This is a genomic window from Solwaraspora sp. WMMA2101 (genome assembly GCF_049179175.1).
Lineage (GTDB): Bacteria > Actinomycetota > Actinomycetes > Mycobacteriales > Micromonosporaceae > Micromonospora_E.
The window spans coordinates 3,164,727-3,185,697 of record NZ_JBMHMA010000006.1; the positions used below are offsets into that span (position 1 = coordinate 3,164,727).

Annotated in this window: 22 protein-coding genes and 1 pseudogene; 13 read left to right on the forward strand and 10 right to left on the reverse strand. The window is 71.5% G+C overall.

Annotated features, from left to right (window positions below; all coding sequences use genetic code 11):
* Positions 1-207 precede the first annotated feature (207 nt).
* On the reverse strand, positions 208-660 hold the full coding sequence (locus ACN28F_RS15185; RefSeq protein WP_282224789.1) for a hypothetical protein: 453 nt from the start codon (positions 658-660) through the stop codon (positions 208-210).
* Positions 661-715: 55 nt separating this feature from the next.
* Entirely contained in the window at positions 716-1,933 is a 1,218-nt protein-coding gene (locus ACN28F_RS15190; protein WP_421358317.1) for a thiolase family protein, read from the reverse strand.
* Between the two features lie 68 nt (positions 1,934-2,001).
* Between ACN28F_RS15190 and ACN28F_RS15195 the strand changes: the two genes are divergently transcribed.
* Positions 2,002-2,529, forward strand: coding sequence for a PH domain-containing protein (locus ACN28F_RS15195; protein ID WP_421358319.1), 528 nt, complete (start codon positions 2,002-2,004; stop codon positions 2,527-2,529).
* On the opposite strand, the gene ACN28F_RS15200 is transcribed toward ACN28F_RS15195, so the two are convergent.
* Entirely contained in the window at positions 2,530-3,468 is a 939-nt protein-coding gene (locus tag ACN28F_RS15200; RefSeq protein WP_289208617.1) for a rhomboid family intramembrane serine protease, read from the reverse strand.
* Between the two features lie 212 nt (positions 3,469-3,680).
* Positions 3,681-4,208, reverse strand: coding sequence for a peptidylprolyl isomerase (locus ACN28F_RS15205; protein WP_282224786.1), 528 nt, complete (start codon positions 4,206-4,208; stop codon positions 3,681-3,683).
* A 120-nt stretch (positions 4,209-4,328) separates the two neighbouring features.
* On the opposite strand from ACN28F_RS15205, the gene ACN28F_RS15210 reads away from it, so the two are divergent.
* Positions 4,329-4,952 (forward strand): hypothetical protein, encoded by a 624-nt coding sequence (locus ACN28F_RS15210; RefSeq protein ID WP_421358321.1) that lies wholly within the window; start codon positions 4,329-4,331, stop codon positions 4,950-4,952.
* A 98-nt stretch (positions 4,953-5,050) separates the two neighbouring features.
* Here the strand turns inward: ACN28F_RS15210 and corA are convergent, their stop codons facing one another.
* The 3 genes and pseudogenes from corA to ACN28F_RS15225 all read right to left on the reverse strand — a co-directional run.
* Positions 5,051-6,202 carry a magnesium/cobalt transporter CorA gene (corA, locus tag ACN28F_RS15215; RefSeq protein ID WP_421358322.1) on the reverse strand — a complete coding sequence of 384 codons (1,152 nt, stop codon included), beginning with the start codon at positions 6,200-6,202 and terminating at the stop codon, positions 5,051-5,053.
* 119 nt (positions 6,203-6,321) lie between these two features.
* The gene (locus ACN28F_RS15220) at positions 6,322-7,419 is read right to left on the reverse strand and encodes a PLP-dependent aminotransferase family protein (protein WP_289208619.1); all 1,098 of its coding nucleotides are present in this window, start codon (positions 7,417-7,419) and stop codon (positions 6,322-6,324) included.
* A 129-nt stretch (positions 7,420-7,548) separates the two neighbouring features.
* Positions 7,549-7,911, reverse strand: a pseudogene (locus ACN28F_RS15225) (cyclic nucleotide-binding/CBS domain-containing protein); the annotation flags it as partial.
* Between the two features lie 143 nt (positions 7,912-8,054).
* On the opposite strand from ACN28F_RS15225, the gene ACN28F_RS15230 reads away from it, so the two are divergent.
* Genes ACN28F_RS15230 through ACN28F_RS15250 form a run of 5 tightly spaced genes read left to right on the forward strand, consistent with a single transcriptional unit; the run spans position 8,055 to position 11,883 of the window.
* The gene (locus tag ACN28F_RS15230) at positions 8,055-8,531 is read left to right on the forward strand and encodes an NUDIX hydrolase (protein WP_289208620.1); all 477 of its coding nucleotides are present in this window, start codon (positions 8,055-8,057) and stop codon (positions 8,529-8,531) included.
* Positions 8,528-9,334 (forward strand): hypothetical protein, encoded by an 807-nt coding sequence (locus ACN28F_RS15235; RefSeq protein ID WP_421358324.1) that lies wholly within the window; start codon positions 8,528-8,530, stop codon positions 9,332-9,334. Before ACN28F_RS15230 ends, ACN28F_RS15235 begins: the two co-directional genes overlap by 4 nt.
* Positions 9,335-9,390: 56 nt before the next feature.
* Positions 9,391-10,122, forward strand: coding sequence for a sugar phosphate nucleotidyltransferase (locus tag ACN28F_RS15240; protein ID WP_421358326.1), 732 nt, complete (start codon positions 9,391-9,393; stop codon positions 10,120-10,122).
* Positions 10,110-11,177 carry an iron-containing alcohol dehydrogenase family protein gene (locus ACN28F_RS15245; RefSeq protein ID WP_421358328.1) on the forward strand — a complete coding sequence of 356 codons (1,068 nt, stop codon included), beginning with the start codon at positions 10,110-10,112 and terminating at the stop codon, positions 11,175-11,177. Before ACN28F_RS15240 ends, ACN28F_RS15245 begins: the two co-directional genes overlap by 13 nt.
* On the forward strand, positions 11,152-11,883 hold the full coding sequence (locus tag ACN28F_RS15250) for a CDP-alcohol phosphatidyltransferase family protein (protein WP_289208624.1): 732 nt from the start codon (positions 11,152-11,154) through the stop codon (positions 11,881-11,883). The genes ACN28F_RS15245 and ACN28F_RS15250 overlap by 26 nt, the downstream gene beginning before the upstream one ends.
* 28 nt (positions 11,884-11,911) lie before the next feature.
* Here ACN28F_RS15250 and ACN28F_RS15255 read toward each other — a convergent pair whose 3' ends face one another.
* Complete coding sequence (locus ACN28F_RS15255) at positions 11,912-12,145, reverse strand: DUF433 domain-containing protein (protein ID WP_421358330.1); 234 nt, start codon at positions 12,143-12,145, stop codon at positions 11,912-11,914.
* A 114-nt stretch (positions 12,146-12,259) separates the two neighbouring features.
* Positions 12,260-13,447 (reverse strand): glycosyltransferase family 4 protein, encoded by a 1,188-nt coding sequence (locus tag ACN28F_RS15260; RefSeq protein ID WP_289208626.1) that lies wholly within the window; start codon positions 13,445-13,447, stop codon positions 12,260-12,262.
* A gap of 47 nt (positions 13,448-13,494) precedes the next feature.
* Here ACN28F_RS15260 and ACN28F_RS15265 point away from each other — a divergent pair, with 47 nt between their 5' ends.
* The 4 genes from ACN28F_RS15265 (at position 13,495) to ACN28F_RS15280 (ending at position 18,306) form a co-directional block, all read left to right on the forward strand.
* Positions 13,495-14,355 (forward strand): Fpg/Nei family DNA glycosylase, encoded by an 861-nt coding sequence (locus tag ACN28F_RS15265; protein WP_289208627.1) that lies wholly within the window; start codon positions 13,495-13,497, stop codon positions 14,353-14,355.
* 263 nt (positions 14,356-14,618) lie between these two features.
* A complete protein-coding gene (locus ACN28F_RS15270) occupies positions 14,619-16,190 on the forward strand; it encodes a sugar transferase (protein WP_421358333.1) in 1,572 nt (523 codons plus the stop codon).
* A gap of 107 nt (positions 16,191-16,297) precedes the next feature.
* A complete protein-coding gene (locus ACN28F_RS15275; RefSeq protein WP_289208629.1) occupies positions 16,298-17,554 on the forward strand; it encodes a sensor histidine kinase in 1,257 nt (418 codons plus the stop codon).
* On the forward strand, positions 17,551-18,306 hold the full coding sequence (locus ACN28F_RS15280) for a LytR/AlgR family response regulator transcription factor (protein ID WP_289208630.1): 756 nt from the start codon (positions 17,551-17,553) through the stop codon (positions 18,304-18,306). Before ACN28F_RS15275 ends, ACN28F_RS15280 begins: the two co-directional genes overlap by 4 nt.
* Positions 18,307-18,346: 40 nt before the next feature.
* On the opposite strand, the gene ACN28F_RS15285 is transcribed toward ACN28F_RS15280, so the two are convergent.
* A complete protein-coding gene (locus tag ACN28F_RS15285) occupies positions 18,347-18,748 on the reverse strand; it encodes a hypothetical protein (RefSeq protein ID WP_282224773.1) in 402 nt (133 codons plus the stop codon).
* A gap of 168 nt (positions 18,749-18,916) precedes the next feature.
* Between ACN28F_RS15285 and ACN28F_RS15290 the strand changes: the two genes are divergently transcribed.
* Together ACN28F_RS15290 and ACN28F_RS15295 are read left to right on the forward strand one after the other, a co-directional pair.
* Positions 18,917-20,263 (forward strand): ABC transporter substrate-binding protein, encoded by a 1,347-nt coding sequence (locus ACN28F_RS15290; protein WP_289208631.1) that lies wholly within the window; start codon positions 18,917-18,919, stop codon positions 20,261-20,263.
* Positions 20,264-20,372: 109 nt separating this feature from the next.
* Positions 20,373-20,963, forward strand: coding sequence for a hypothetical protein (locus ACN28F_RS15295; protein WP_421358335.1), 591 nt, complete (start codon positions 20,373-20,375; stop codon positions 20,961-20,963).
* Positions 20,964-20,971 lie beyond the last annotated feature (8 nt).

Sequence of the window (20,971 nt, forward strand, 5' to 3'; positions counted from 1 at the left end):
ATCTGCCCGAAATGCCTCGGAGCAGGGAAGGCTTTCACCTTTGCCCTGATCGGCGGCCGTACCCGGGAGGTCTGGCTGAAGTGCTCGACCTGCTCCGGTTCGATCCAGTCGCCGGTCGCCGGGCCGTGAACCGCGTCGGACGCGCGTCGGGCGGTGGCAGGCAGCGCGGCGACAGTCGTCGGGCTGACGGCGGCAGCCGGGCGCGGGTCAGGCGGCGGCGGTACTGCGGGCGTCCAGCGGACGGGCCAGGAACGCGTAGCTGAACAGCGCTTCGATGTGGCTGGCCCGACCCGGGTCGGGGACCTTGATCAGGAATCGTTCCCGGATGCCGTCGATGGCGGTGACCGCGAGTTCGACGATCCCGGCACGCGGGTCGGTGGTCCAGGTGACGTGGTCCAGGTGACGTAACTCGCTGTTGAGGTGCAGCCGCAGGCGGCGCCACAGGATCGTCTCCTGGGTGACCACCAGCCGTCGGCGGGTCAGTAGGAGCAGGTAGTCACCCTGCATCGGCTGGTCGGGGCGTTGGCACCGGGCGACGAGAACGGTGCGTTCGTTGGGGGAGACACAGCGCCGGAGCACCGGCATGTGTCGGCTGGTCGTGGATATCGGTACGGCGGTCTCCGCCGCCGCGGGCAGGAACGTACGGGAAAAGACGTCCATGTCGTGTTAACGACACGTCAACCTGTGATGACTCGGGGTAATGGCGAAATTTCAGCTACAGAATTTCCACGATGGTGGCATTGGCCATCCCGCCGCCCTCGCACATCGTCTGCAGGCCGTACCGCACACCGGTCGACCGCATGTGGTGCAGCATCGTCGTCATGATCCGGGCCCCGCTGGCGCCGAGCGGATGACCGAGGGCGATCGCGCCACCGCGTGGGTTGAGCCGCGCCGGGTCCGCCCCGGTCTCGGCCAGCCAGGCCAACGGCACCGGCGCGAACGCCTCGTTCACCTCGTACACCCCGACCTCGGCCAGGCTCAGGCCGCTGCGACGCAGCGCCCGTTCGGTGGCCGGGATCGGCGCGGTCAGCATCATCACCGGGTCGTCGCCGACCACCACCGCCGTGTGCACCCGGGCCAACGGCCGTACGCCGTGCTCCCGCGCCCACTGCGAGGTGGTCACCGCGAGCGCCGCCGCGCCGTCGGAGATCTGCGACGCCGACCCGGCGGTCACCACCCCGTCGGCCCGGAACGGGGTCGCCAGTTCGCCGAGCTTGGCGAGCGAGGTGTCCCGCCGGATGCCCTCGTCGGCGCCGACCTTGTCGGCGCCGGTCAGGTCGGCACCGGCCTTGTCGGAGCCGGCCGCGCCAGAGCTGGCGACCGGCACCGGCGCGATCTCCGCGTCGAACTCACCGGCGTCCTGCGCCGCCGCCGCCCGCTGATGGCTGGCCAGGGCGAACTCGTCCAGCGCGGTACGGGACAGCCCCCACCGGGCCGCGATCAGCTCGGCGCTGACGCCCTGGTTGAACGGCACCGGCTCGTCGGGGGTGACGCCGTCGACGCCACGGTAGCGGTCCCGTACCTGGTCACCGAAGGGCCGTCCGGTGCCGGTGCTGGCACCCATCGGGACCCGGGTCATCGACTCGACCCCGCCGGCCACGACCAGATCGGCCTGGCCGGAGATCACCGCTCCCGCCGCGAAGTGCAGGGCCTGCTGACTCGACCCGCACTGCCGGTCGACCGTGGTGGCGGGCACCGACTCCGGCCAGCCTGCGGCGAGTACGGCGCTGCGGGCGATGTTCCAGCTCTGGTCGCCGACCTGGAAGACGCAGCCCCAGACGACGTCGTCGACGTCGCCCGGGTCGATGCCGGTCCGCTCGACGAGCGCGCGCAGCACGTGGCTGGACAACTCCACCGGATGCACCGACGCCAGCGCACCCTTGCGCCGCCCGACCGGTGTCCGGACCGCCCCGACGATGACCGCGTCCCTCATGCCTACTCCCCGGTAACTTGGTTGCGGCAATGGTACGCCGTGCTCCGTACCGCTGGCATCCTTGACCGGTGCGCGACGACGACACCGACGACCACGCCGACCACGACGGGCCGGTGGATCGTCCCGACCCCGACGGGCCGGTGGGCGGTCCGGACCCGGCGCTGCCGCCGGCGACGAGCTGGCGGGTCCCGGCGAAGGTGCCGGTAGCGAAGGTCGTGGCGGCCGCGCTGGTCGCCGCGGTCGGGCTGCTGTTCGCCGACGGCGACCCGATCCGGTCGGCCCTCGGCCTGGTGGCCGCCGCCGGGCTCACCGGCTGGGCGGTGCGCGACCTGCTGGTGCCGGTACGGCTGACCGCCGGCCCGCAGGGCGTCGAGGTGGTCACCGGACTCGCCGGTCGACGCGCCATCGACTGGCAGCGGGTCGAGTCGATCACCGTGGACCGGCGCGGGCACCGGGGTGTCCGTACCGCACTGCTGGAGATCGACGCCGGCGATTCGCTGCATCTGCTCGGTGGCACCGACCTCGGCGCGGACCCGGCCGATGTGGCGGCCGCCCTGACGACGTGGTGGCATGCCCACGGCGGCCGCCAGCCGTGATCAGCCCGCGTGGGCGAGCGCTATCCGGGCCACCGTGAGCAGGATCAGGAAGAGCAGCACCGCGCCGCAGCCGACCGCCTGCACCACGGTCCGGTTGGTCCGTGGGGCGTAGGCCAGGATCGTGCCGATCAGCGCCCCGGTGATCAGCCCGCCGATGTGCCCGGCGATCGACAGGCTGGACACGGTGAAGGTGAGGATCAGGTTGATCACCAGGATGCCGACGACCGCGGAGGTGTCCCGCTTCAGCCGGCGCAGCACGATGAAGAAGGCGGCGAACAGGCCGAAGACGGCGGTCGACGCGCCGGCCGACAGCGAGTTGGGCGAGATCAGGTACGCCGCCACGTTGCCGCCGAGCCCGGCGATCAGGTAGAGCGCCACGAAGCGGGCCGGCCCGAGCACGGCCTCGAGGTTACGGCCGAGCACCCACAGCGCCCACATGTTGAACAGCAGGTGCAGCAGGCCGTAGTGGATGAACATCGCGGTGATCAGCCGGTACACGCCGCCGTTGTCGATGCCGACGAAGACGTCGCCGTACATCGGCAGGGCCCCGCCCAGGACGGTGCCGTTGGCCCGGACCGTCACGTCCGGGCCGATCACGCCACCGAAGCCGTGCAGCCACCCGGCGGCGGAGAACAGCCCGGCACCCAGCAGCGAGCCGCCACCGGAGACCACCAGGCCGATCACCGCCGCGAGTGCGTTGAGGCCGATCAGGACCTTGGTGACGGTGCCCTGCTGGCCGGCGACGCTGCCACCGAAGGCGGTACGCGCGGACCGCTGCGTCCGCCGCCCTTCGGCGACGCACTCCGGGCACTGGTGCCCGACCGCGGCTTCCTGCATGCAGTCCGGGCAGATCGGCCGCTCGCACCGGGAGCACCGGACCCAGGTCTCCCGGGAGGTGTGCCGGTAGCAGACCGGCACGGTCTGGGCCGGATCACTCATCTCGCCACCTCGCTGCGCCGACGTCGGCCGTCGGAGTCCCGGTGCGTCTCCATGAGCGCCAAGGTTACCTGCCGGGCCACCGACCCGCCGCCGCCATGATCAACTGGACGGTCGGGCGGCGACGGGCGGTCGGCCCGGAGCAGATGCGCCGAACTAATGATCAGCGCCGACCGGTCAGCCCGGTCTCGACAGGTCGGCCCGGTCTCGACAGGTCAGCCGACCCGTTCGATCTCCACCCGGTTGATCACGACGTCGCTGAGCGGACGGTCCGCCGGGTTCGTCGCGGTGGTGGCGATCGAGTCGACGACCTTCACCGAGTCCTGGTCCGCGACCTGACCGAAGATGGTGTGCCGGTTGTTCAGGTGCGGCGTCGGGCTGACGGTGATGAAGAACTGCGAACCGTTGGTGCCCGGCCCGGCGTTCGCCATCGCCAACAGGTACGGCCGGTCGAACCGCAGCTCCGGGTGGAACTCGTCGGCGAAGGTGTAGCCCGGTCCGCCCCGGCCGGTGCCGGTCGGGTCGCCCATCTGGACCATGAACCCGCTGATCACGCGGTGCGAGATGGTGCCGTCGTAGTACGGACCGCTACCCGGCTGACCGGTACGCGGGTCCGTGTACTCACGGGTGCCCTCGGCGAGTTCGACGAAGTTACGGACCGTCTTCGGTGCGTGGTTGGCGAACAGCTCCAACCGGATCGGTCCGTGATTGGTGTGCAAGGTGGCGTAGACAGCCTCAGCCACGGGTACTCCTCAGTTGTTGGTCAGTTCCATGCGAATCCTCCCATGTGCCCGATCCGGCTACACGGAGGCACCCGAAGGTGGAGGATGACGGCGTAACGACAGCACAGGAGGTAGGCAGCGGTGTTGAGGATCTCCAGGCGTGCCAGGCGGCGGGACCTCGTCCGAGCAGAGCTCGGCGAGAGCCTCGATCATTTCATGCAGGCGGCGACGCATGCGGCCGGGGGCGTCGGTGCCACCGTCGGCCCACGGATCCACGCCGCCCGGACAGCGGTCGGGCCGACCGCCGACCGGATGCGCGACTCGGCATCGCAGGGCATGACCCGGACCATGGCCACGCTGGCGCCACTGGCGGTGGCCGCCGCAGACGGTGCCCGGCAGGCCGGCCGGGCGACCAGGAAGGCGAAGGCGACGAACATGTTGGCAGCGAGAAAATCCGGGATGCGGGCGATGGCGGCCGCCAAGTCCACCGGACGCACCAAGGCCGTGAAGGCCAAGGCGATGAAGACCCGCGCGAAGAACTCGCGGTTCACTCCCGGTGGCGGCAAGGACGCCGGCCGCCGTCGGTGGCCGATGATCGTCGGCCTGCTGGCGGCCGCCGGCGCGCTCGGCACGATGGCGGTACGCCGTCGACGCGCCGCCCAGTGGGAGGAGTACGACCCAGGTCAGGCGCTGGACTCGATGCGTGCCGCTTCGAACGCCACCAACGCCTCGGCCGTCCCCGGCCCGGTGCCCGGCACCAACTGAGCTCGGCACCGACCGCGGGCCGGCAGCGGACCAGCTGGTCCGCTGCCGGCCCGCGGTCGTGTCACGGCCCGCGCCGAGCCGGGGCGCGCCGGCCGCCGTCAGAGCCAGCCGTTACGCCGGAACGACCGGTACAGCACCAGGGAGATGCTCAGCATCAACGCGAGCACGACCGGGTAGCCGAATTCCCAGTCCGTCTCCGGCATGAACTCGAAGTTCATGCCGTAGATCCCGGCCAGCGCGGTCCACACCGCCGCGATACCGGCCCAGGCCGCGATCTTGCGCATGTCGTTGTTCTGCGCCACGGTCACCTGCGCCAACCGGGCCTGCAGGATCGAGTTCAGCAGGTCGTCGTACGCGTTGACCTGCTCGACGACCCGGCTGAGATGGTCCTGCACGTCGCGGAAGTAGCGGCGGACCTCCGCCGGCACCTCCTCGTTGATCTCGGCCGTCAACGTCATCATCGGCCGCTGCAACGGGGCCACCGTGCGCTTGAACTCGACCAGCTCGCGCTTCAACTGGTAGATCTCGTGCACCTTGTCGCTGGCCTCCGGCGAGAACACGTCGGCCTCGACGGTCTCCAGGTCGGTCTCGATCCGGTCGACGACCTCCAGGTAGAGGTCCACCACCCGGTCGGTGACCGCGTACGCCACCGCCCACGGCCCCTGCGTCATCAGTTCCCGGTTGCGCTCCAGATCGGCCCGCACCGGCGACAGACGGCAGGCGTCGCCGTGCCGCACGCTGATCACGAACCCCCGCCCGATGAAGAGCATCACCTGGCCGGTCTCGACCACTTCCGAGTCGCCGGTCAGTTTCTCGTGGTCGACGTACCGGGCGGTCCGCAGCACCAGGAAGTTGACCTCGCCGAACTGCTCCAGTTTCGGCCGCTGCTCGGCCTTGACCGCGTCCTCCACCGCCAGCTCGTGCAGCCCGTACGTGTCGGCGATGCCGGCCATCTCCGCCAGGCTCGGCTCGTGCAGCCCCAGCCAGACGAAGGCGTTCGTCTCCTGCCGGGCGGTCGCCAACGCCTCGGGATGCTGCCACGACCCGGGCTGGCGGACCCCGTCGATGTAGAGCGCACAGTCGACGATTCCGCTGCGTTCCGGTAGCGGCGCCGGCTCCGGGTCCGGCCCGGTCTCGGTGGAGTGCAGCATCCGGCTGACCGCCCGTACCGGGGCCGTCCAGGCCCGCGACAGGGCCCGGCTGCTGCCGCCGTCCGGCCATTTCGGCTGCCCGCCAGCGGAGTCCGCCATCAGCCCGCCTCCCTCCCGGTGCCCGCACGGCAGCCGTCCTGAGAAACAGGAAACCACCACACGACACGCCCCCGGTGCCCTTCGCGGGCACCGGGGGCGTGATCCGAAAACTCGTGAAGTTACGCCCCGCGTACCTCGTCGACCGCTTCGGCCAGCCGGCGGACGCCCTCGTCGATCTGGTCGACCGTCACCGCCGAGTAGGCCAGTCGCAGCGCGTGGTCACCGCCGGACAGCAGGAAGTCGCTGCCCTTGACCACGGCCACGCCGCGCTGCGCCGCCGCCGGCACCAACGCGTCGACCGCCACGTCGTCGGGCAACTCGACCCAGAGGAAGTAGCCGCCGTCCGGCTCGGTGAACCGTACCCCTGGGATGTGCTTGCGCAGCGACTCGCCCAGCACCCGGGCCCGCTCGGACAGCGCGGTACGCACGGTGGCGATCGACCGGTCCAGGTCGCCGGAGACGCAGAACTGGTGCACGATCGCCTGCGCCACCATGCCCGGCGAGATGTAGAGGTTGGTGGCCCGCCCGGCGATCGTCTTGATCAGCCCGGCGTCGCCGACCAGGTAGCCGACCCGGACCCCCGGGCAGACGGTCTTGGTGAAACTGGAGGCGTGCACCACCACACCGTCGGTGTCCAGGGCGAGCATCGACGGCAGCGCCTCGCCCCGGAACCGGATGTCGGCGTACGGGTCGTCCTCGAAGATGGTGAAGCCGAACTCCACCGCGAGCTCCAGCAGCGCCCGCCGCTTCGCCGCCGACAGGGTCACCCCGGCCGGGTTCTGGTAGTTCGGGATGATGTGCGCCAGCTTCGGCCGGACCCCGGACTCCAGCAGTTTGCGCAGCTCGTCGGTGTCCAGCCCGTCCGACTCGATCGTCACCGGGTGCACCTGCGCACCGAGCTGACGAAGGTTGAGCAGTGTCCGGTCGTACGTCGGCCGTTCGACCACCACCGCGTCACCCGGCTGCACCAGGTGGTCGAAGAGGAACGCGTCGGCCTGCAGGGAACCGTTGGTGACCAGCACCTGCTCCGGCTCGACCCCGTGTTTGTCGGCGATCCAGCGGCGCAGCGGAAGGTAACCGACGGAGGTGCCGTACGCGGTCACCCCGGCCGGATCGGCGTCGAAGGCCCGCCCGGCGGCGGCCTTCAGCCCGTCGATGTCGACGATGTCCAGCGAGGGCGCCCCACGGGCGAAGGAGATCAGCTGCTCGGCGCTCATGGCTGCCAGCGTACGACGCGATCAGCCGATCGCCTCCGGCTGGTGTGGCAGGACACTCACCGGCGCCACCGGGGCAGCGGCCGGACCGGCGGTCCGATCGGCGGCCGGACCCGCGACCGGACCTGCGGTCCAGACCTTGAGCAGGTCCCGGACCGACACCACGCCGACGACCTCGCCGCCGGCCAGCACCACCAGGTGCCGGAAACCGCCCCGGACCATCGCCTGCGCCGCCTCGGTCAGCGTCGTGTCCGGCCCGGCGTAGACCACGTCCCAGGTCAGGTGGGCCCGGGTGCGTTCGACGTCGGGATCGAGCCCGGCACCGATGGCGTACAGCACGTCGCGCTCGGTCAGGATGCCGATTCCCTGCGAGTCGGGATCGGCGACCACCACCGATCCGATCCGCCGGGCGGCCATCATCTGCGCGGCCTGCCGCAAGGTGTGATCGGGACCAACCATCAAGATCCGGCGGGACATGACATCTTCGACACGCATCACGCATCACCTCCCGGAAAGGCACGGTACGGACATCGTGGCCTGCTCCTGGGCGGTCCACAAGAGCCTGAACGAACCGATGCGCCAGGTGGTACGCGGCTCGTCCTGGTTCTTCCCGGGGGCGGATCGCTACTGTCACAGACGTGTCCGCCCCACCCCCTGAGCGGGACGCACCCGGCCAGCCGCTGCGGTGCGCCGCAGCGCTGATCGTCGACGACGACGGCCGGATCTTCTTCCAGCGCCGGTCGCCGTACCGGCGGCTCTTCCCCGACACCTGGGACATAGTCGGCGGGCACGTCGAACCGGGCGAAACCCTACTCGAAACCCTGTACCGTGAGGTACAGGAAGAAACCGGGTGGCAGGTCGCCCGGGTCCTGGCCGAGGTCGGCGAGTACCGCTACGTCGGCGACGACGGCATCGCCCGGGTCGAGGTCGACTACCTGGTACGGGTCGACGGCGACCTGGCCCACCCCGTCCTCGAGCCCGGCAAGCACACCGAGTTCCGCTGGCTGCGCGCCGACGAACTCGACGTCCTCGACGAGTCGGCCGACGTCAACGACGGTCTGATCCGCCGGATAGCCGACAACGGCTTCACCGTCCTGCGCGCCCTGGGCCTGTGAGCAGCGCCGACCAACTGTGGCTGCCCGGTCACCGGTGCGCCGCGCTCACCGCGCCCGCCGTGGACCGGGTCTACCGCGCGGCGATGACCGCCGCCGCCAGCGCCGGCACCGAACTGCAGCAACGGTACGGCGGACCGGCCGCCGTCGGGTTCCTCGTCGATCTGCGTACCCGGCTCGCCGCCCCCGGCGGACTGGTCGCCGCCACCGGCTTCACCGCCGTCACCCGCTACCACGACCCGGCGAGCTGCCAGCGGGTCCTCGACAAGCAGGTCGCCTACGGCATGGTGGTACGCCACCCGGACGGCGCGCTGCGGGCCACCGAACGCGGCGGAGCCTTCCTGACCGACCTGTACGCGCTGCACGCCGAGGTCACCGCGACGATCTGGGGCGGCGAACACGCTGGCCGGCTGGTGCGGCTGGTCGACCTCACCGGCCGGCTGCTGGCCGCCGCGCTTTCCGGCACCGACCCGGCCCCGGGCCCGGACCAGCCGGACCAGCCGTCGGCGGCCGACGGCCAGGACGCCTTCGGTGCCGTCGCCCCACCGTACGAGCCGGAAGGCACCCCGGCCGGGGTGCTGCTGCTGAACCGGCTCTGCGCGCTGCGCTACCACCGGGCCGACGCGCACGCCGCCGCGTGGACCGCCGCCGGGCACACCGCCCGCAGCATCATCGACCTGCCGCCCGGACCGGCCCGGCTCGCCATCGAGCAGGAGACCGACCGGCGCGCGGCCGGGCCGTACCAGGCACTGGACCCGGACCAGCGGGTGACCCTGCTCGCCGACCTCGCCGCGCTCCCCGGCTGAGCCGCTATCCTCCACCGATACCTCGTACCCATACCCCTCACCAGGAGGACCGCCTGATGATCGGTCTCGTGCTCGCCGCCGGAGCGGGCCGGCGACTACGCCCGTACACCGACACCCTGCCGAAGGCACTGGTGCCGGTCGACGGGGAGACCACGATCCTGGACATCGGGCTGCGTAACCTCGCCGCCGCCGGGCTCACCGACGTGGTCGTGGTGGTCGGCTACGCCGCCGAGGCCGTCCGCGCCCGGCAGGCCGACCTGCAGGCCCGCCACGGCGTGGCGCTGACCCTGGTGCACAACGACCGGGCCGAGGAGTGGAACAACGCGTACTCGCTGTGGCTGGCCCGCGAGCACTTCGCCGCCGGCGCCCTGCTGGTCAACGGCGACACCGTGCACCCGGCCAGCGTCGAGCAGACCCTGCTGACCGGGCGGGGGCCGAGCATCCTGCTCGCCGTCGACGACGTGAAGAAGCTCGCCGACGAGGAAATGAAGGTCGTCTTCGACGACGCCGGGCAGCTGACCCGGATCACCAAGCTGATGGACCCGGCGCAGGCCCACGGCGAGTACATCGGCGCCACCCTGATCGAGTCCTCGGCCGCCGCCGGGCTCGCCGAGGCGTTGAAGGCGACCTGGCGGCGGGATCCGAACCTCTACTACGAGGACGGCTACCAGGAGTACGCCGACCGTGGCGGCGAGGTGCGCGGCGCGCCGATCGGCGACGTCGCCTGGGTCGAGGTGGACAACCACGACGACCTGACCAGGGCCCGGGACATCGCATGCCACTACTAGCCCGTACCGTCCACACCCCGCTGGCCATCGACGTCCGCCGGGGCGCGGTCGCCGGCCTGGGCGCGCTGCTGGCCGACCGGCGGATCTCCGGCGGCGGCGAGGTCGCCGTGGTCGTCGGCCCCGGCCAGGGGGAACGGATCGCCGAACTGATCGCCCCCGGGCTCGGCCGCGCCGACGTGTTCACCGTCACCGGCGGCACCCTGCAGGCCGCCCACGAGCTCGGCGAGAAACTGCGGCAACGCTCCTACGACGCGGTCGTCGGCATCGGCGGCGGCAAGACCATCGACACCGCCAAGTACGCCGCCTCCCGGTACGCCATCCCGATGGTGAGCGTGGCGACCAGCCTGGCCAACGACGGGATCGCCTCCCCGGTGGCGTCGCTGGACCACGACGGCGGGCGGGGCTCGTACGGCGTACACATTCCGCTGGCGATCGTCGTCGACCTGGACTTCGTATCCGACGGCCCGGACCGGCAGACCCGGGCCGGCGTCGGCGACGCGTTGAGCAACATCAGCGCGGTCGCCGACTGGGAGCTGGCGCACGCCGCCCGCGACGAACCGATCGACGGTCTCGCCGTCACGCTGGCCCGCACCGGTGCCGAGGCGCTGCTCAACCACCCGGGCGGCCTCGGCGACGACGCGTTCCTGACCACCCTCGCCGAGGCGCTGATCCTGGGCGGCATCGCGATGGCGGTGTGCGGGTCGAGCCGGCCGGCCAGCGGCGGCTGCCACGAGATCTCGCACGCCATCGACCTGCTGTACCCGGGCACCGGCTCGCACGGCGAGCAGGTCGGGCTCGGCGCGCTGTTCTGCACGTTCCTGCGCGGCGATCGGCTGCGGTTCGCCCAGTTGGCGGCGGCGCTGGACCGGCACGGCCTGCCGTTGCGCCCGGCCGATCTGGGACTGTCCGACGCCGACTTCGTCGCCGCCGTCGGGCACGCACCGCACACCCGACCGGACCGGTACACCATCCTGGAGCACCTGCACCTCGATGCGACCGCCGTCGAGGAGCGGCTGGCAGAATACCTCGGTGCCCTCAGCAGCTTCGCAAGGTGAACAGCTCGTAACTCCCCCGCTCCTGACAGATTTCTACCAGGCCAACAGGGGGGGTGGGCTGTTCAGCGAGGCGGTCAGTCAGCGGCTGGGCGCGGTGTTCGCGTACGCCGGCGCCCGGCTGCGGCTGGCCCCGACGGTGCTGACCGTGGCGAACCTGCTCCTCGGGCTGGCCGCGTCGGTCGCGGTGATCGCCTCCGCCGACGCGGTGGCCGCCGGGTCCGTGCCGGCCTGGCTGATCGGGCTGGTCGCGCTGGTCGGCTGGCAGATCGCGTACGCGTTGGACTGTGCCGACGGTCAGCTGGCCCGGGTGACCGGGCAGACCAGCCCGGCCGGCGCCCGGGTCGACGTACTCTGCGACGTGGCCGCCCAGATCGCGCTGGTCACCGCGTTGTCGACGGTCGCGGTGGCACAGGTCCCGGCGACCCCGGTGTGGCTGGTCGCGGCGTTCGCCGGCACCTGGATGGTGAACCTGGTGACCTCGGTGATGCAGGCCGGCCCGAACGCGGCCAGTATGGTCACCTCGACCTCGCTACCCGTACGCCTGGTGAAGCTGATCCGCGACTACGGCGCGGTGATTCTCGTCGCCGGGGTGGTGCTGACCGTCGCGCCGGCGCTGGCGGTCTGGGTGATCGCCGCGTTCACCGTGGTCAACGGCGGTTTCCTGCTGGCCAGCATCACCTTCTCCGCCCGCTCCGCCCTCCGCTGACGTCACCTGGCGAGTTCGACGAGGAAGCTCATGCCGCGCTCGGTGTGATCGGAAGCTCACGCTCCTGCACCGCCAACGCGGCGTACTCCAGTGCCGCCAGCACGTCAGCTGGCTCCAGGTACGGGTAGTCGTCGAGGACTTCCTCGACCGACCGGCCGGCGGCCAACTGTCCGAGCACGGCGGTGACGGTCAGCCGGGTGTCTCTGATGCACGGCAGTCCGCCCATCCGGGCGGGGTCGATCGTGATGCGTTGGTGGCCCACTGGTACATCTTATGCCGGGACGTGCCGGTATGGCCCGAGCACGGCGGTGACGGCTTCCAGCGTGATCAGTTGATGAGGATGCGGGAGTACGTCGGCGTGTCGGCCGGCTTTCGGTCAACTGATCCTGGCGCTGACCGCGTCGTAGATGGCGAGGTGCTGCTTCATGACCACATCGGGGTGGAAGGTGGTCTCGTAGCGGGCGCGGGCGACGCCGGCCAGGGCGGCGGCGCCGTCGCGGGCGACCGGCAGGGCCGCGGCCAACGCGGCCGCCTCCGGCGGCACCACCCAGCCGGCGGCGGTGGCAGCCGTACCGGAGCCGTCCGCGCCGACCAGGTACGGGATGCCGCCCAGGGCGGTGCCGAGCACCGGCCGGCCGCTGGCCAACGCCTCGATCACCACGGTCGGCAGCACGTCGTGCCAGGTGGAGACGGCCAGCACCACGGCAGTGGCGCGCAGCGCGTCGCGTACCGCTGATCTGTCCAGCGGGCCGAGGAAGTCGATGTCGGCGCGGCCGCCGGCGGCGGTCTCGACCAGCGGGCGCAGTTCGCCGTCGCCGCCGATCCGCAGCGTGCCGAGCGACCCTTCTGGATGCCGCTGCCAGGCGTCGAGGAGCAGGCCGATGCCCTTCTCCGGGGTGAGCCGGCCGAGGAAGAGGAAGCCGTCGCCGAGCGGGGCGGGCGGGCCGGGGTCTTCGATGGCGTTCGGCTTGACCACGATCCGCTCGTCGGGGACGCCGTAGTCGCGCAGGTGCCCGGCGACCGCCGAGGTCAGCGCGATGAACCGGTCGACCGAGCGCCAGGTGGGCCGATGCAGGGCCAGGGTCGCGGCCATCACCGCGCTCTGCGCCCGCGAGCCCCGGTAGCAGCGGTGCACCACACCGGGCAGGCCGATCGCCCGGCCCCGGCAGTCGGTGCAGATGCGGCCGTCGCGGAAGTACAGCCCGGCCGAGCAGACCTGCCGGTAGTTGTGCACGGTGTGCACCACCGGCACCCGGTGCCGGTGCGCGGTGCGGATCGCCCAGGGCGAGATCAACGGGTACGGGTTGTGCAGGTGCAGTACGTCCGGCCGGTGCTCGGCGAGCAGCCGGTCCAGGTCCCGTTGGGCGGCCGGGGCGTAGCTGGGCGAGATCGGCAGCAGTGCCTTGCCGGTCGCCGGCAGCGCCGGGATGTCGTCGGAGCTGCGCAGGAACGGGATCACCTCGACACCGGCGGCGGCGAGCTGGTCGATCTCGCTGTCGACGATGACGTTCTCCCCGGAGGGCTGGGCCTGCCGGTATCGGTTGTGCGCCACGACGACTCTCACCGGGTCAACCCTCCTGCTCGACGTCGTCAGACGCTACCGTCTGAGGGGTGCCCGAGTTGCCGGAGGTGCAGGCGCTCGCGGCCTACCTGCGCCAGCGCGCGGTCGGCCGCCGGGTAGCGCGTGTCGACGTGTCGGCGATCAGCGCGCTGAAGACCTACGATCCGCCGCTGTCGGCGCTGGCCGGGTTGGAGATCACCGACACCGGCCGGCACGGCAAGTTCCTGGACGTGGAGTGTGGCGGTGAGCTGCACCTGGTGGTGCATCTGGCGCGGGCCGGCTGGCTGCACTACCGGGAGAGTTTCCCGTCGGCGACGCCACTGAAGCCGGGCAAGGGGCCGATCGCGGTCCGGGTCCGGCTCGACGACGGTTCCGGGTTCGACCTGACCGAGGCCGGTACGCAGAAGAAGCTGGCGACGTACCTGGTCGCCGACCCGGCGCAGGTGCCGGGGGTGGCCAGGCTGGGTCCGGACGTGCTCGCCGTCGACGCCGACACCTTCGGGCAGCGGCTGCGGGCCCGACGTGGGCAGGTCAAAGGGGTGTTGACCACGCAGGAGGTGGTGGCCGGCGTCGGCAACGCGTACTCCGACGAGATCCTGCACGCGGCCCGGTTGTCGCCGTTCGCGCTGACCCACCGGCTCACCGACGATCAGATGTCGGCGTTGTACGCCGCGACCCGGCGGGTGCTGACCGACGCGGTGGACCGTTCGGTGGGCCAACGGGCGGCGACGTTGAAGGGCGAGAAGCGATCCGGAATGACAGTGCATGGTCGCACCGGGTTACCGTGCCCGGTATGTGCGGATAAGATCAGAGAAGTCTCTTTTGCAGATTCGAGCCTGCAGTACTGCCCCACCTGCCAGACCGGCGGCACCCCACTCGCTGACCGACGGTTGTCCCGCCTTGTGCGTTAGGTGACGAAATCGGGGTCCGAACGATGATCGTCCCTCGCTACGGCGATGCGCACCACAACGGTGACTTCCGTGGTGACGATCCATCGGTATAGTGGCCCGGTCCCAAAGCTTCAGCACCATCACCGACCACCGGCACCCACCCTTCGGACGAGGGGCGTAAAGTCTTTCGGGTCACCGTCCGTGTACGGGCGCCGTGGGAGACTGAGCTGGTGGGCGAGCCAGGCCTTCACGGAGAGTGGGCGGCACGTGTCACGCGGGAGGACGTGGGTGAGGTGACGACAAGCCTCGAACGCCCGGTAACCAACACCAGCCGGAGCAGCAGGTTGCGCCACGTCGACAGCTTCGAGATCCAGCCGCCCGCGCCGCCGCCGACCAACGGCGTACCCCGGTCGGCGTGGGCCCGGGCACGTCGACGCGCGTCGCGGTGGCACCGGCCGTACACCGCGATCCTGCTCCTGCTCGACTTCGTCGCGGCGGTGCTCGCCAGCTACATCTCGATCTCCCTGTTCGAGAAGGCCACCTCCGGCTTCTCCGACGCCGACAAGGACGCCACCTGGTTCCACACCGTCACCTACCTGCTCCTGCCGCTCGGCTGGGTGGTGGTGCTCTGGGCGACCGGCGCGTACGACCGGCGTTACCTCGGCCTGGGCACCGACGAGTTCAAGCGGGTGCTGCGCGCCGGCGTGACGGTCGCCGCGAGCGTGTCCTTCCTCGCCTTCGCCACCAAGACGGACCTGTCCCGGCTGTCGGTCGCCACGGCCCTCATCGGCGCGCTCGCCCTGATCCTGCTGTTCCGGTTCCTCGCCCGGTACGCCCTGCACGTGCTGCGCCGCCGCGTCGGCCACGCCGCGCACCGCATGGTGCTGGTCGGCACGCTGCCGGAGGCCCTGGAGGTCTTCACCGCGGTCACCCGCAGCCCGGCCGCCGGGCTGATCCCGGTCGCCATCCACCTCACCGACGGGTACGCCGCCGCCCGGGGCATCGACACCCCGGTCCCGGTGTACGCCGGACGCAACGTGCTCGCCCTGGTCCGCGAGGTCGGTGCCGACACCATCGCGGTCTGCGGCTCGGCCAGCTCCGAGCCGGGTGAGCTGCGCCGGCTGGCCTGGCAGCTGGAGGGCAGCGGCATCGACCTGATCGTCGCCCCGCAGCTGACCGACATCGCCGGACCCCGGGTGCACATCCGCCCGATCGAGGGCCTGCCGCTGCTGCACGTCGAGGAGCCGACCCTCTCCGGGCTGGGCTGGCTGGCCAAGAACCTGCTCGACCGGGTCGCCGCCGGGCTCGGGCTGGTCGCGTTGGCGCCGCTGTTCGTCGCGGTGGCGATCGCCGTCCGGTTCTCCGACCGGGGGCCGGTGTTCTTCCGGCAGCCGCGCGTCGGCCACGAGGGCAAGGTGTTCCAGGTCTGGAAGTTCCGGACCATGTACGTCGACGCCGAGGAGCGGCTCGCCTCCCTGGTCGACCAGAACGAGACCGACGGGATGCTCTTCAAGATCCGCAACGATCCACGGGTCTTCCCGATCGGCCGGTTCCTGCGCGCCAGCTCGATCGACGAGCTGCCGCAGCTGATCAACGTACTCCGGGGTGAGATGTCGCTGGTCGGGCCGCGCCCGTTGCCCGCCGACGACGGTGACTTCCTCGGCGACGTCCGCCGCCGGCTGCTGGTCCGCCCCGGGATGACCGGTCTGTGGCAGGTCTCCGGGCGCTCCGACCTGTCCTGGGACGAGGCGGTCCGACTCGACCTCTACTACGTCGACAACTGGTCGCTCACCTACGACCTGAGCATCCTGTGGCGCACCATCGGCGTCGTGCTGGCCCGCAAGGGCGCGTACTGACCCGTCCGACGGCGGCACGGTCCGCCGGCAGCCGGTAGCCGACCGTTGACCGAATGACCACCACGCCGAACTTGGCAGCACCGCCGGTACCGGACAGGATCTGACCCGTGGGCGCAAACCTATCCGCACCACTGGCGGTACTGGCCCTGGTGACCGCCCTGACCGTCGCGGTGTACGCGGTCGTCCGGCTCCGTGGCCGGCGGGGCATCGCCACCGCCACCCAACGGGCCACCTACGAGGTGCTGCACACCGCCGGCCTGGCCGCCGAGCCGCTGCGCAACGGTCTGGACGCCGCCGGCGCCGCCAAGGCCGTACGGCATCTGCGCGCCCTGGTCGGGGCTCCCGGTGCCGCGCTCACCGGCCGCGACGAGGTACTCGCCTTCGACGGGCGCGGCGGCCACCACGGCGACCAGCTCGTCGCCGCGACCGGCCGGGCCCTGGACACCGGCCGGTCGGTCGTCCTGACCGCCCGGGACCTGCCCTGCGACCGCCCCGACTGCCTGATCCGCGGCGCCGTCGTCGCGCCGCTGACCGGGCCGGACCGGGCCGCTGCCGTGGCCCTGGTCGCCGTCGTCGACGACGATCCGGCACCCGGCCTGGTCCAGGCCACCCTGGAGACCGCGTACTGGGCCGGCAGCCAGCTGGCCCTGGCCGAGCTGGACTCGTCGCGGGAACGGCTCGCCCGCGCCGAGGTACGCGCGTTGCGGGCGCAGATCAGCCCGCACTTCATCTACAACGCGCTGACCGCGATCGCCTCGTTCGTGCGGACCGACCCGGAGCGGGCCCGGGACCTGATCCTGGAGTTCGCCGAGTTCACCCGCTACTCGTTCCGGGCCCACGGCGAGTTCACCACGCTCGCCGAGGAGCTACGGTCCATCGACCGCTACCTGACCATCGAGCGGGCCCGGTTCGGTGAACGGCTCCAGGTGCGGCTGCAGATCGCCCCCGAGGTACTCCCCGTCCATCTGCCCTTCCTCTGTCTGCAGCCGTTGGTGGAGAATGCGGTCCGGCACGGGTTGTCCCGCAAACCGGGCCTCGGCACGGTCAGCATCGAGGCGCGCGACGCCGGCACCGAATGCCACATCACCGTGGAGGACGACGGAGTGGGGATGGACCCGGCGGTGTTCACCGGCACCGGCACCGGCGCCGATCAGGTCCGTCGGGGCGGCGACCCGGCCGACGACGCCGGCCAGCACGTCGGCCTGTCGAACGTCGACGAGCGGCTGCGGTCGGTCTTCGGCGACCAGTTCGGCCTGGTGGTGGAGACGGCGGTGGGAGCGGGTACGAAGGTCAGCATGCGGGTGCCGAAGTTCCACCCCGACGCCCGGCCGGGCGCGGCCGGACGCTGGGAGGTGGTGTCGTGACCCCGTTCCTGCGGGTGCTCGCCGTCGACGACGAGCCACCGGCCCTCGACGAGCTGGCGTACCTGCTGCGGGCCGACCCCCGGGTGGCCCGGCTGCACACGGCGTCCGACGCCACCGAGGCGCTGCGGGTACTGCGCGACACCGACGTGGACGCGGTCTTCCTCGACATCCGGATGCCCGGCCTGGACGGTATGGAGCTGGCCCGGGTGCTGCGCCGGTTCGCCCGGCCGCCGGCGATCGTCTTCGTCACCGCCTACGACGACGCTGCGGTGGACGCGTTCGACCTGGGCGTCACCGACTACGTCCGCAAGCCGGTGCGGGCCGAGCGGCTGGCGGAGTCGGTCCGGCGGGTGCTGACCGCCCGGGTGGTGCCGTCGCATCCGGCGGCGATGGCCCGCAACGAGGAGGACCCGGCGATCCCGGTGGAGCTGGCCGGCACCACCCGGATGCTGCCCCGCTCGGCGGTCCGCTGGGTCGAGGCGCAGGGCGACTACGCGCGGTTGCACACTGCGGAAGGTTCGCATCTGGTCCGGGTCCCGCTGGCCACGCTGGGCGAGCGCTGGGCCGATGCCGGGTTCGTCCGGATCCACCGGTCGTTCCTGGTCCAGTTGCGGCTGATCACCGAACTGCGGCTGGCGAACTCCGGCTACGTCGTGGTGATCGACGGCACCGAGCTGCCGGTCTCCCGCCGGCACACCCGGGAGCTGAAGGACAAACTGGTCCGCGCCGCCAAGCACGACTGGGGCAAGTGACGCGGGCCCAGCCGGGCCGTGCCGGGCCGTGCCGGGCCGCTCAGGCGGCGCGGCGGCGGCGCAGGGTGGCCACCGCGGAGCCGGCCAGAGTGAGCAGGCACTCCGGCAGTTGCCCGTCGGCGAGAGCCGCGCCGAACAGCGCCTCCCCGGTCGAGCTGTCCGAGTTCGCGTAGGCGCTGATGAACCGCGCCACCCAGCGGGCGTCGTAGCGCGCCTCGTCGATGCCGGGAAAGTCGAGGGTCCAGCCACCGACCGGGACGTCGTCGCCGACCATCGTCGCGGCCAGGCACCACGCCACGTCGTAGGCACCGGCCACGCCGCTGCGGTCCACCACGGCGTCGAAGGCTCCGGCCACGCCGTCGCTGTCGCCGGCCAGGGCGGAGCGCAGGATCTCGGTGGCGTCGGTGAACGCCTCGTCGGCCCCGTCGCGTCGGTCGGTCATGAGCGGAAGGGTATGTCGCGTGGTCAAGGCGTGACCACCGAACCGCCCACGCGGTCGCAATGCCGCCCAACTGGCCGCCCGGCGGTCCGCGTACCATGCCTGACATCGCGTTTGAGCCGGTAAGACGCTAAGGTGCCCTGCGGACCTTCGGCCGATGGAGGACGTCCCATGCCCGTGTCACGCGGCTCCCGCACCGCCGCCCTGGCCGTCTGCGCGACCCTGTTGGTCACCGCCTCCGGTTGCGGCGACACGTCGACCACCGACGACGTCGCTGTCGAGCCCGTGCGGCTGTACGGCACCGACGGCAACATGATCAACTCCTTCGCGGCCGAGTTCGAGGATCAGGCGGGCCTGCTGTCCGGGATGAAGGGCACCAGCCCGCTGACGCCGCTGTCGGACGACTTCGTCGAACGGTTGCGCACCGTCGACGGCCAGCTCAACGACTTCCTGTACGCCGGTGAGGCCTACGACGCCGTGGTGATCAGTGCCCTCGCCACGCAGTTGGCCGGCACCACCGACCCGGCGGCCATCGCCGCCCAGATCAACGGTGTGACCACCGGTGGCGAGCAGTGCGACACCGTGGCACTGTGCCTGGAGCTCGTCGAGGACGGCGTCGACATCGAGTACCGGGGCATCTCGCTGAAACGGGGCGGCTTCACCGACGCCGGGGAGCCGTCGACGGCCAGCTACGCCACGTTGCACTTCGACGAGAACGGCCAGATCAACGACGGCAAGACCGAGTTCGTCGGTGCCGGTGACGAGTCGACCACCACCACCGTGGCACCGCCGGCGGTGCCGCCGGCGAGCAACGGCAGTCGCACCGGCGCCCCGCTCAAGCTGGGCGGACTGCTGCCGCTGACCGGCGATCTGGCCCTGGCGTTCCCGCCGATGGACGCCGGCACCCAGCTCGCCCTGCGGGAGATCAACGCGGCGGGTGGGGTGCTCGGCGAGCCGGTCGAGTGGTTCGAGGGCGACGACGGCACCAACCCCGACGTGGCGCGGCAGACCGTGGCGCGGCACATCGAGGAAGGCGTTCACGTGATCATCGGTGCCGGCGCCTCCGGCATCTCCCGGGCGGTCCTGCCGGACGTCACCGGGGCCGGGATCATCCTCTTCTCGCCGTGCAACACCGACGCCGGGCTGAGCACCATCGACGACAGTGGACTGTACTTCCGTACCGCGCCGTCGGACCTGCTGCAGGGTCGGGCGCTGGCGGACGTCATCATGCGCGACGGCCCGCAGCGGGTCGCGGTGGTCGCCCGCAAGGACTCGTACGGCGAGGGCCTGCAGGAGAACGTCCGGGCCGAACTGGACCGGGCGGGCATCGGCGCGGACCGGCTCAAGCTGCTCACCTACGACCCCCCGGAGGGGGCGGACTCGCCGCCGGTCGACTTCACGGACGGTGCGCAGGAGATCAAGGCGTTCGGTGCCGACGCGATCCTGATCATCGGCTTCAGCGAGTCCGCTGAAGTGATCAAGGCACTGTCGGCGGCGGGACTGCCGGTCGCCGTCTGAGGCTCCTCGGTCCCGCGCGGGTGGCACTTTCTCGGGATCACACGATCATCGCCGCTGCGTACGGTGGGTCCTGTCACCAGCCAGGATGATCTGCGAAAGAGGCGGCAGGATGAGCGAGTACGTCGACCCGGACCTCAGTGCGTCGGCCGAGGCCGAACAGGGACTGGGCAGCAGCGACGACCCGGGCCACGACGCGGTCGGCTACGAGACGTACGGTGACGGCGCGTACACCGTCGTCCAGCACCACATGGACGGCTCCACGGACGTGCTGATCGACCGCGACGGTGACGGCATGGCCGACGTCGTGATGCACGACGCCGACGGCGACGGCATCGCCGAGGTCACGATGCTGGACAACTCCGGCGACGGTCGGCTGGACACGATGCTGCGGGACTTCGACGACGACGGCATCGCCGACGAGATCAGCATGGACACCAACGGCGACGGCCGGATCGACGTGGTCTCCACCGACAGCGACGGTGACGGGCTGATCGACCGGGTGGCCGCCGACACCGATCACGACGGCCGGGTCGACACCTGGAGCAGGGACACCGACTTCGACGGCCGGACCGACGAGGTGCGGGTCGACCTGACTGGCGACGGGGTGGCCGACCAGGTGCTGCGCGACACCGATCACGACGGGGTGGCGGACACCGTGAGTTACCTGAACCCGGCGGTCAACCCGTACGCGGCGAGATGAGCCCGGCT

Coding starts and splice junctions, on each gene's coding strand:
- ACN28F_RS15185 (WP_282224789.1), bottom strand. CDS start 660: ATGGACGTCTTTTCCCGTACGTTCCTGCCCGCGGCGGCGGAGACCGCC.
- ACN28F_RS15190 (WP_421358317.1), bottom strand. CDS start 1,933: ATGAGGGACGCGGTCATCGTCGGGGCGGTCCGGACACCGGTCGGGCGG.
- ACN28F_RS15200 (WP_289208617.1), bottom strand. CDS start 3,468: ATGAGTGATCCGGCCCAGACCGTGCCGGTCTGCTACCGGCACACCTCC.
- corA (WP_421358322.1), bottom strand. CDS start 6,202: ATGGCGGACTCCGCTGGCGGGCAGCCGAAATGGCCGGACGGCGGCAGC.
- ACN28F_RS15220 (WP_289208619.1), bottom strand. CDS start 7,419: ATGAGCGCCGAGCAGCTGATCTCCTTCGCCCGTGGGGCGCCCTCGCTG.
- ACN28F_RS15240 (WP_421358326.1), top strand. CDS start 9,391: ATGATCGGTCTCGTGCTCGCCGCCGGAGCGGGCCGGCGACTACGCCCG.
- ACN28F_RS15245 (WP_421358328.1), top strand. CDS start 10,110: ATGCCACTACTAGCCCGTACCGTCCACACCCCGCTGGCCATCGACGTC.
- ACN28F_RS15285 (WP_282224773.1), bottom strand. CDS start 18,748: ATGACCGACCGACGCGACGGGGCCGACGAGGCGTTCACCGACGCCACC.
- ACN28F_RS15290 (WP_289208631.1), top strand. CDS start 18,917: ATGCCCGTGTCACGCGGCTCCCGCACCGCCGCCCTGGCCGTCTGCGCG.
- ACN28F_RS15295 (WP_421358335.1), top strand. CDS start 20,373: ATGAGCGAGTACGTCGACCCGGACCTCAGTGCGTCGGCCGAGGCCGAA.